Below are 10,109 nucleotides of genomic sequence, written 5' to 3' on the forward strand. Positions count from 1 at the left end.
TTCTTCAAACTGTCTTTGCAGACATCGCTATTAGCGACGTAGGCCTAGACGCTTGATTAGATCTTGGTAACGAGTAAGGTTTTTGCCTTTCAAGTAATCAAGAAGCTTACGACGGCTAGAAACCATACGTAATAGACCACGACGGCTGTGGTGATCGTGTTTGTGCGCTTTGAAGTGACCTTGTAGGTGGTTGATAGAAGCAGTAAGTAGTGCTACTTGTACTTCTGGTGAACCTGTGTCGCCTTCAGATTGTGCGTATTCTGCAACGATTGCTGCTTTAGTTTCTGCATTCAGAGACATAAATCTCTCCTGATAAGAGTAAGTTTATATTTGTAGCAGCCAATCTCTGATTCAGCCGCTACGCGAGCCGAGGATTATAGGGAAGTTTACGAGTTGGTGCAATAACAATCGAACTCATGAAAAACGAAAAAAGCGAACCACCTAAATTAGGCGTTCGCTTTCTGTCTTATTTGCTCGCTTTTCACGACTCAGCGCTAAGATCAGACACTATGTAAGCGCTACGCTTGTGGCTCTTCATCTCTGAAAACAACCAAACGCTTCGGTGCAACTCGGCCATCTTCAGCAATTTGAGCAACGCCAACAAACAGCTTCTCTTCACCGCTTGTCATACGAACGATACCTTCAGCAGGAGCGCCTGCGACTTGAACGGGCATACCGTGCTGAACAAGATCAGTCAGTTCCGCATTCAAGTTAACTTCAGGTAAGTCTTCTACAGCGGTGTCCATTGGCATTAACAATGGATCAAGCAACTCTTTAGGAGCAATCTCTTGCGCTTGTGCTTGCTCTAGAATTTCGTTCAGCTGCTCTAACGTAACCATGCGTTCATACGGATACTTTGCAACACCAGTGCGACGAAGCATTGTCACGTGAGCACCACAACCTAGCATTTCACCAAGATCGTCGGTAATTGTGCGGATGTAAGTACCTTTAGAACAATGCACTTCCATCTCAACTTCATCACCTTCAAAGCGAAGTAGCTCAATAGAATACACAGTGATCTTGCGAGACTCACGAGGCACTTCGATACCTGCACGTGCATATTCATACAAAGGCTTACCTTGATACTTCAATGCTGAGAACATTGATGGAATCTGGTCGGTTTCACCTTTGAAGCTTGCAATGCAGCGTTCAAGTTGCTCTTGAGTCACGTTAATTTCACGCGTTTCAACCACTTCACCATCAGAATCTGAGGTGTTGGTACGCTCACCAAGCTTCGCGACAACAACGTAGCGCTTATCAGAATCTAGAAGAAACTGAGAGAACTTCGTTGCTTCACCAAGACAAATTGGCAGCATGCCAGTCGCAAGAGGATCCAGAGCACCGGTGTGCCCTGCCTTCTCTGCAAAGTAAATACGCTTTACTTTTTGCAGTGCATCATTAGATGAAATGCCTGTTGGCTTATCTAACAGAATTACCCCATTTATAGGGCGACCTTTACGACGGCGAGCCATTACTCTTCGCCCTTAGACTGAGCTTCGTCAGTGCGGCCAGATTCTTCTTGCTTACGTTTGTCATCGTTCAGTACTTCACTTACTAGGTTAGACATACGCATGCCTTCTACCAATGTGTTGTCGTAAGTAAAACGAACTTCAGGTGTTAGACGGTGACGAATACGCTTGCCAAGAGCCATACGAACTGGCACTTCATGCTCTTTAAGAGCAGCAAGACATGATTCAGGTGTTTGCTCACCGATACATAGGAAAGTCACGAACACTTTTGCGTATGCAAGGTCACGAGACACTTCTACATCTGAAATAGTTACCATACCAATGCGTGAGTCACGAACTTCACGTTGGAGGATAAGTGCGAGCTCTTTTTGAAGCTGCTGAGACACACGTTGTGTGCGGCTAAATTCTTTTGACATTTTCTTTTCTCACTTAGAAAGATGGGGGGCTTGGTAATTACCAGCCCCCCATGGTGTATTCAACAACCGATTACTTATTACCTTTACAGGTAATGTTAGTAACCTTAGTCAATATGTCGAGTCGTACTGACTGGTTAGTCTAGAGTACGTTTAACTTCAACAATTTCGAATACTTCGATCTGGTCACCAACGCGAACGTCGTTGTAGTTCTTAACGCCGATACCACACTCGTAACCATTTTTAACTTCTTGAACGTCATCTTTAAAGCGACGAAGTGACTCTAGTTCACCTTCGTAGATAACAACGTTTTCGCGAAGTACGCGGATTGGGCTGCTACGCTTAATCGTACCTTCAGTAACGATACAACCAGCGATTGCACCAAGTTTAGGCGACTTAAATACGTCACGAACTTGAGCAAGACCAATGATCTCTTGACGGAATTCAGGAGCAAGCATACCGCCCATCGCCTGTTTCACTTCGTCGATCAGTTGGTAAATGATTGAGTAGTAACGTAGATCTAGGTTTTCATTCTGAACAGTACCACGCGCAGTTGCGTCAGCACGAACGTTGAAACCAAGGATGATAGCGTTAGAAGCAGCTGCAAGCGTTGCGTCAGTTTCCGTAATACCACCAACACCAGAACCTACGATGTTAACTTTAACTTCGTCAGTTGACAATTTCAGTAGAGAGTCAGCAATTGCTTCTACAGAACCTTGAACGTCAGCTTTAAGTACAACGTTAAGTTCAGCAACTTCACCAGCCGTCATGTTCGCGAACATGTTCTCTAGTTTCGCTTTTTGTTGGCGAGCTAGTTTAACATCACGGAATTTACCTTGACGGTAGTTCGCAACTTCACGCGCTTTACGCTCATCACGTACAACCGTTGCTTCATCACCTGAAGCAGGAACGCCAGAAAGACCTAGAATTTCTACAGGGATAGATGGACCTGCAGTTTCGATGTCTTTACCGTTTTCATCGCGCATTGCACGAACACGGCCGTACTCTTGACCACAAAGAACGATATCGCCTTTGTTAAGAGTACCAGACTGTACTAGTACTGTTGCAACTGGACCGCGGCCTTTATCAAGACGAGATTCAACAACAACACCAGATGCCATGCCTTCTTTAACTGCTGTAAGTTCAAGAACTTCAGACTGAAGAAGGATAGCTTCTAGAAGACCATCGATGTTTGTACCCTGTTTTGCAGAGATGTGAACGAAGATGTTCTCACCGCCCCATTCTTCAGGGATAACGTCGTATTGAGCTAGCTCATTCTTAACGTTGTCTGGGTTTGCACCCTCTTTGTCGATCTTGTTCACAGCAACAATCAGAGGAACACCTGCCGCTTTCGCGTGCTGGATAGCTTCGATTGTTTGTGGCATTACGCCATCATCAGCGGCAACAACAAGTACAACGATATCTGTCGCTTGAGCACCACGAGCACGCATAGCTGTAAACGCCGCGTGTCCAGGAGTATCAAGGAACGTGATCATGCCGTTGTCAGTATCTACGTGGTAAGCACCAATGTGCTGTGTGATACCGCCAGCTTCGCCAGAAGCAACGTGTGCTTTACGAATGTAGTCAAGTGTTGAAGTTTTACCGTGGTCAACGTGACCCATGATAGTAACAACAGGAGCACGACCTTCAGCGATAGCATCGCTATCACGGTCAGCTAGTACTGCTTCTTCAAGTTCGTTTTCTTTACGTAGGATTACCTTGTGACCCATTTCTTCAGCAACAAGTTGTGCTGTTTCTTGGTCGATCACTTGGTTGATAGTCGCCATAGCGCCCATCTTCATCATTACTTTGATAACTTCAGTTGCTTTAACTGACATTTTGCTAGCCAGTTCAGAAACAACGATAGTTTCGCCGATAGCAACGTCAGATTTTGCAACAGTCGCTGACTTATCGAAGCCTTGCTGCATTGAAGTTGGTTTAGCAAGCTTACCTTTACCGCCACGACCACGTTGGTTACGACCACCACGGTTATTGCCAGGCTGAGTTGCTGGAGCTGGTTTCTTCTTGCGACGACGAGGTGCTTTCTCATCTTTTTTGTCTGCCGCATCTTCAGCTTCACGAGCGTAAGTAGAAGTCGTCACATGGTAATCCGCAGATTTCTCTTGCTCTTTCTTCTTCTTCTCTTCTTCAGACCAACGTTCTTGGTTCTCTTCTGCTAACTTACGAGCTTCTTCAACAAGCTTAGCTGCTTCAGCTTCGGCTTTACGAGTTGCTTCTTGCTCTTGACGAGCTTTAAGTTCATCCGCTTCTTTTTTCGCTTGTGCGTTAGCGTCTGCATTTTTTGAATTCATGTCTTTTTTAGCCTTTTCAGCTTGTGCGCGTTGAGCCTTCTCTTCAGCTTCACGTTTTGCATCCGCTTCACGTGTTACTTTTGCTTCGGCTTCGCGCTGTGCTTTCTCTGCAGCATCACGTTTCGCTTGCTCTTCAGCATCGCGTTGTGCTTTCTCTTCCGCTTCACGATTAGCTACTTCCTCAGCTTCACGTTTCGCTTCATCTTCAATAGTGCTGCGCTTCACGTAAGTACGCTTTTTACGTACCTCAACTTGAACATCCTTACTCTTACCGCCTCCAGCGGCAACACTTAGCGTGCTGCGGGTCTTGCGTTGAAGAGTTAAACGAGTCGGTTCTGTTTCACCAGAAGTATCGCCGTGCTCCTTTTTAAGGTGCGTTAGCAATGTTTGCTTCTCTGAATCAGTCACTTGGTCCGACCCTGCTTTCTTCATGCCTGCATCAGCAAGTTGTTCAATTAAGCGGTCAACTGGCGTACCAATCTCTTCACTCAGTGCTTTAACTGTTAATTGTGTCATACCGCTCTCTCTCCTTGCTGAATTATTCTTCGTCGCCGAACCAACAGATGTTACGCGCAGCCATAATTAGCTCGCCTGCACGCTCTGCAGTTAGGTCTTCGATGCCTTCTAGTTCATCAACGCCTTGGTCAGCTAGGTCTTCCAATGTCGCAACGCCTTTTGCTGCTAGCTTGTAAGCCATTTCACGCTCAAGACCTTCAAGTGCAAGTAGGTCTTCAGCTGGCTCAACACCATCGAAAGTTTCTTCTTTCGCTAGCGCTAGAGTTGTCAGTGCGTCTTTCGCGCGGTTACGCAATTCTTCAACGATACCTTCATCTAGACCATCTACTTCAAGAAGCTCGTTCACAGGAACGTAGGCTACTTCTTCAAGCGTAGAGAAGCCTTCTTCAACAAGCATTTGAGCAAAGTCTTCTTCGATATCTAGGTGCTTCATGAAGTTTTCAATAGAAGCAACTGCTTCTTCTTGGTGCTTCTTCTCTAGATCAGCAACAGTCATTACGTTCAGTTCCCAACCAGTAAGTTGAGACGCTAGACGTACATTTTGACCGCTACGACCGATAGCTTGCGCTAGATTGTCAGCTTCAACCGCGATGTCCATTGAGTGCGTATCTTCATCAACGATGATAGAAGCAACATCAGCAGGAGCCATTGCATTGATAACGAATTGCGCCGGGTTATCATCCCAAAGCACGATATCGATACGCTCACCGCCAAGGTCGTTAGATACAGCTTGTACACGTGCGCCACGCATACCAACACACGCACCAACAGGGTCAATACGTTTGTCGTTTGTTTTAACGGCGATTTTAGCACGAGAACCAGCGTCACGTGCAGCACCTTTAAGTTCAATTAGCTCTTCACCAATCTCAGGCACTTCAACACGGAATAGTTCAGCTAGCATTTCTGGCTTAGAACGAGTAACAAAAAGCTGGAAACCACGAGCTTCTGGCTTAACTGCGTATAGAAGACCACGAACACGGTCACCTGGACGGAAGTTTTCACGAGGAAGTTGGTCATCACGAAGGATTACCGCTTCAGCATTGTTACCTAGATCTAGAATCACTGTGTCACGGTTAACTTTCTTAACTGCGCCAGTGACTAGCTCGCCTTCGTTATCAATAAACTGTTCAACGATTTGAGCGCGTTCAGCTTCACGTACTTTCTGTACGATAACTTGCTTAGCTGTTTGAGTCGTAATACGGTCAAACGTTACTGATTCGATATCATCTTCGATGAAACCGCCAAGTTCGATCTCTGGATCATCGTACTTTGCAGCTTCAATAGAGATTTCTTTTGTTGGGAATTCAACTTCCTCAACAGCTTCCCAACGGCGGAAAGTTTCGAAATTACCCGTTTTACGGTCAATCTCAACACGAACTTCGATTTCTAGTTCGCTTTTCTTTTTTGTTGCCGTTGCAAGCGCGATTTCAAGCGCTTCAAAAATACGCTCACGAGGAACTGCTTTCTCATTAGAAACAGCTTCTACTACCGCCAAAATTTCTTTGTTCATTAATCTAGCCTCTTAAGCTCTTCTCTCTAGGAGAACTAAAATTTAGGGATCAGGTTAGCTTTCGCAATATTGCTCAGGACGAATTCTTCTTCTTGTCCTTCAACCAATACTTTCACTGTCTCGCCTTCGATAGATTGGATATCACCTTTCCATTTACGACGGTTGCCGACAGCCATTTTCAAAACGATGCTTACCTCGTGACCAATAAATTGTTGGTAATGCTCAGCTTTGAACAGTGGTCTCTCTAAACCTGGTGAAGACACTTCAAGGTTATAAGCCACTGAAATTGGATCTTCAACGTCCATTACGGCACTTACTTGGTGACTAACTTCAGAGCAATCATCTACATTGATACCATTTGGTGAATCGATGTAAATGCGTAGCGTTGAGTGCTCACCAGCACGAATAAATTCTAATCCAACTAACTCATAACCTGATGCTGCTACTGGAGCGTCAAGCATTTCAGTAAGTTGTCTTTCTAAACCAGTCATTTAACCACTCCAGAAACAAAAAAAGGGCTCAAAGCCCAATTTAAATTCCAAGCAAACATTATCATCTAAATGCATTTATAAATGCTTAGATAACAAAAAACCCCGTATAAGCCGGGGTTTTTGTTGCTGGACCCTTATATGTTAAGTGTCATCATATTTGATATCACACTTAACTCACAGTGAGGTTCACACTGTGCAAACTTGCTACCAATACAAGCTATATAATAGCATTGAAATTGGTTGCGGGAGCCGGATTTGAACCGACGACCTTCGGGTTATGAGCCCGACGAGCTACCAAACTGCTCCATCCCGCGTCCGACTTGTGAGCATTATACGCCCAACAAGATGTTTTACAAGTTTGTAAACATGGTGCCGAGAGAGGGACTCGAACCCTCACACCCTAAGGCACTAGCACCTCATGCTAGCGTGTCTACCAATTTCACCATCTCGGCATCAAATCTTTACAGATTATTGTGGAATTTCGTCGCCTTGCGCCGGAACTTCACTCACTGCATCTTCAGCTTGTTGAATCACCTGACCTTGAGTCGGGTCAATCCACTGTGACTCAGTTTTATGTGTAGACATATTACCAAGCACTAAGCTAAGGATAAAAAATGTAGTTGCAAAAATTGCAGTCATTCGGGTAAGGAAATTTCCTGAGCCACCAGCACCAAACACAGTGTTTGAAGCGCCAGCACCGAAAGAGGCTCCCATATCTGCGCCTTTACCTTGTTGAATCAACACTAGGCCAATTACACCAAGCGCTGCCAACAGGTAAATCACAAGTAGAACTGTAAACATTTTTCCACCTATGTTCCTAATTGTTGAGCCAGCGCCGTTCAAAAAACTATTTTTAAGAACAAGGCTAGCGACCTCCTAACTGAAGGCCGAGCAATACTAGCGAATGCGACGATGACTGACAAGGGGAATTTACTAAAAAATAAGCCTTTACCAAGCAAGTGGTCAAAAAAAGGGCAAAAGGGGCACAAAACTCATTTGCGTCCCTTTTTAATCATCACATAACTAAAACCCGGCCCCCACAAGTGAGACCGACTTCGCCTGTTACGGCAAACGTTTTATTAGCAATTCGCTTTTACTGCATCAGCAATTTTCAGTGCAGAACTCTGAACAAGTTCAGCATCTTCACCTTCGACCATTACGCGCAGTAGTGGCTCAGTACCCGATTTGCGTAATAGCACACGACCTTTCTCACCGAGTTCCGTCTCGACTTCAATAACAGCCGCTTTCACAGCCTCTGCTTCTAGTGGGTTTGAATCACCACTGAAACGAACATTTTCTAGAACTTGAGGGTATAACGTCATACCTTGAGAAAGTTCATTCAGTGTCATTTCACTATCGACAACTGAGGCCAATACTTGCAGAGCAGCAACGATAGCATCACCTGTCGTCACTTTATCTAATAGGATAACGTGCCCCGAGTTCTCAGCACCGATCTTCCAGCCTTTAGCTAGAAGTTGTTCCATAACGTAACGGTCGCCGACAGCAGCACGTACAAACGGAATACCTAACTGCTTAAGGCCGTTTTCCATCCCAAGGTTGGTCATTAGTGTACCAACAACGCCACCTTTCAACTCACCACGACGCAGTGCATCGCGAGCAATGATGTAAGCGATTTGGTCGCCATCAACCTTGTTGCCTAGCTCATCAACCATGATGATACGATCACCATCACCATCAAAGCCAAGGCCTAACGCCGCTTTTTCTTCAAGCACTTTAGCTTGCAGAGCGCGTACATCAGTCGCACCGACTTCGTGGTTGATGTTAGTGCCATTTGGCTCCACACCAATCGCAACAACCTCAGCACCCAGCTCTTTAAATACAGCCGGCGCAATGTGATAAGTCGCACCATGCGCGCAATCCACCACAATTTTCATACCCGCTAGCGTCATTTTGTGTGGGAATGTACTTTTACAAAATTCAATATAACGGCCTGCTGCATCATTTAGGCGCACCGCTTTACCTAATTCAGAAGATTCAACGCACTCGATATCTTTGTCTAGCTCAGCTTCGATGGCGAGTTCAATCTCATCCGACAATTTAGTACCTTCAGACGAGAAGAACTTGATGCCGTTGTCATAGAAGGGGTTGTGCGATGCAGAGATAACAATCCCCGCTTCAGCACGGAAAGTTTGTGTTAGGTAGGCAACAGCCGGTGTCGGCATTGGCCCCGTAAACGTAGCTTGAAGACCAGCAGCAGCTAAGCCAGCTTCTAAAGCAGACTCAAGCATGTAGCCAGAAATACGAGTATCTTTACCAATGATCACTTTCTTTGTGCCCTGCTTTGCAAGAACACGACCAGCAGCCCAGCCAAGCTTCAAAACAAAATCAGGTGTGATTGGGTACTGGCCCACTTTTCCACGTACACCATCTGTGCCGAAGTAACGTCTTTTATCAGACATATTGATTTTCCTTAATTATGATTAGTGATTGTTATTCATCACTTCGATTATCTTCATCGCTTCCAATGTATCTTCAACATCGTGAACGCGAATAATTTGTGCACCTTTCATTGCTGCGATTGTTGCGCAAGTAACGCTAGCGACCATGCAGTCAGCTGGGACTTTGTCTAGTAGCTTAAAGATCATCGATTTTCTCGACATCCCCGCTAAGACAGGCAAACCAAGCGTATGAAACTTTTCAAGGTGCGCTAATAAATGGTAATTGTGTGCGATGGTTTTACCAAAACCAAAACCAGGGTCAAGAATCAGCTGCTCTTTTGATATACCGACCGCCTCACAAGCTTCGACCCTTTCTTGTAAAAAGTCTTCGACATCTGTTAGAACATCTTCGTAGCTTGGATTGGATTGCATGGTTCTTGGCTGACCTTTCATATGCATCAAGCAAATAGGTACATTAGCCTCTGCGGCCACTTCTAGAGCTCCGGGCTCTTGCAGTGCGCGTACATCATTGATCAAATCCGCCCCTGCTTCAACAGCTTGGCGCATCACCTCAGCTTTGCTGGTATCAATCGAGATCCAAACATCAAACTTGGCGCGAATCGCTTTAATCGCCGGGATAACTCGAGCTAACTCCTCCTTTAAGGACACCTCTGGAGCACCCGGACGAGTCGACTCACCACCAATATCAATAATACTAACGCCAGCCTGAATCATTCGCTCTGCTTGCAGTAAAGCATTATCTAATGAATTGAATTTTCCGCCATCAGAGAAAGAGTCAGGCGTAACATTGAGGATACCCATCACATGTGGGCGGTCTAAAACGAGCGTTTTATTGTGTGCTTTTAATATCATGGAAGGTGGGTCTTAAAGGTAAAAAATATCTTGGGCTAGAAACAGAAAAACCCTGAGCGTACTCAGGGTTTTAATTTAAAGCTTAGCAATTAAGAATCTTTGTTTTGAGCATCATCTGATTCAGAT

Annotated in this window: 9 protein-coding genes and 2 tRNA genes; all 11 read right to left on the minus strand. The window is 45.2% G+C overall.

Going from position 1 to position 10,109, the window contains the following annotated elements; all coding sequences use genetic code 11:
* Positions 1–30: 30 nt before the first annotated feature.
* Complete coding sequence (gene rpsO, locus AB4232_RS05775; protein ID WP_004734493.1) at positions 31–300, minus strand: 30S ribosomal protein S15; 270 nt, start codon at positions 298–300, stop codon at positions 31–33.
* 218 nt (positions 301–518) lie between these two features.
* A complete protein-coding gene (gene truB, locus AB4232_RS05780; protein WP_102568749.1) occupies positions 519–1,472 on the minus strand; it encodes a tRNA pseudouridine(55) synthase TruB in 954 nt (317 codons plus the stop codon).
* Entirely contained in the window at positions 1,472–1,885 is a 414-nt protein-coding gene (rbfA, locus tag AB4232_RS05785; RefSeq protein ID WP_135444207.1) for a 30S ribosome-binding factor RbfA, read from the minus strand. Before rbfA ends, truB begins: the two co-directional genes overlap by 1 nt.
* Positions 1,886–2,019: 134 nt before the next feature.
* The gene (gene infB, locus AB4232_RS05790) at positions 2,020–4,710 is read right to left on the minus strand and encodes a translation initiation factor IF-2 (RefSeq protein ID WP_372086563.1); all 2,691 of its coding nucleotides are present in this window, start codon (positions 4,708–4,710) and stop codon (positions 2,020–2,022) included.
* Positions 4,711–4,732: 22 nt separating this feature from the next.
* Positions 4,733–6,220, minus strand: a complete 1,488-nt coding sequence (gene nusA, locus AB4232_RS05795) for a transcription termination factor NusA (RefSeq protein ID WP_009847542.1) — start codon at positions 6,218–6,220, stop codon at positions 4,733–4,735.
* Positions 6,221–6,255: 35 nt separating this feature from the next.
* Positions 6,256–6,711 carry a ribosome maturation factor RimP gene (gene rimP, locus AB4232_RS05800; protein WP_004734501.1) on the minus strand — a complete coding sequence of 152 codons (456 nt, stop codon included), beginning with the start codon at positions 6,709–6,711 and terminating at the stop codon, positions 6,256–6,258.
* A gap of 237 nt (positions 6,712–6,948) precedes the next feature.
* Positions 6,949–7,025, minus strand: a tRNA-Met gene (locus AB4232_RS05805).
* A gap of 53 nt (positions 7,026–7,078) precedes the next feature.
* Positions 7,079–7,163, minus strand: a tRNA-Leu gene (locus tag AB4232_RS05810).
* A gap of 16 nt (positions 7,164–7,179) precedes the next feature.
* Entirely contained in the window at positions 7,180–7,512 is a 333-nt protein-coding gene (secG, locus tag AB4232_RS05815; protein WP_009847546.1) for a preprotein translocase subunit SecG, read from the minus strand.
* A 278-nt stretch (positions 7,513–7,790) separates the two neighbouring features.
* A complete protein-coding gene (gene glmM, locus AB4232_RS05820; RefSeq protein ID WP_017101803.1) occupies positions 7,791–9,131 on the minus strand; it encodes a phosphoglucosamine mutase in 1,341 nt (446 codons plus the stop codon).
* Between the two features lie 21 nt (positions 9,132–9,152).
* The gene (gene folP, locus AB4232_RS05825; protein ID WP_372086565.1) at positions 9,153–9,983 is read right to left on the minus strand and encodes a dihydropteroate synthase; all 831 of its coding nucleotides are present in this window, start codon (positions 9,981–9,983) and stop codon (positions 9,153–9,155) included.
* Positions 9,984–10,109 lie beyond the last annotated feature (126 nt).

It is taken from the genome of Vibrio sp. 10N.286.46.A8 (assembly GCF_041470165.1).
GTDB classification, from domain to species: Bacteria; Pseudomonadota; Gammaproteobacteria; order Enterobacterales; family Vibrionaceae; genus Vibrio; species Vibrio tasmaniensis_A.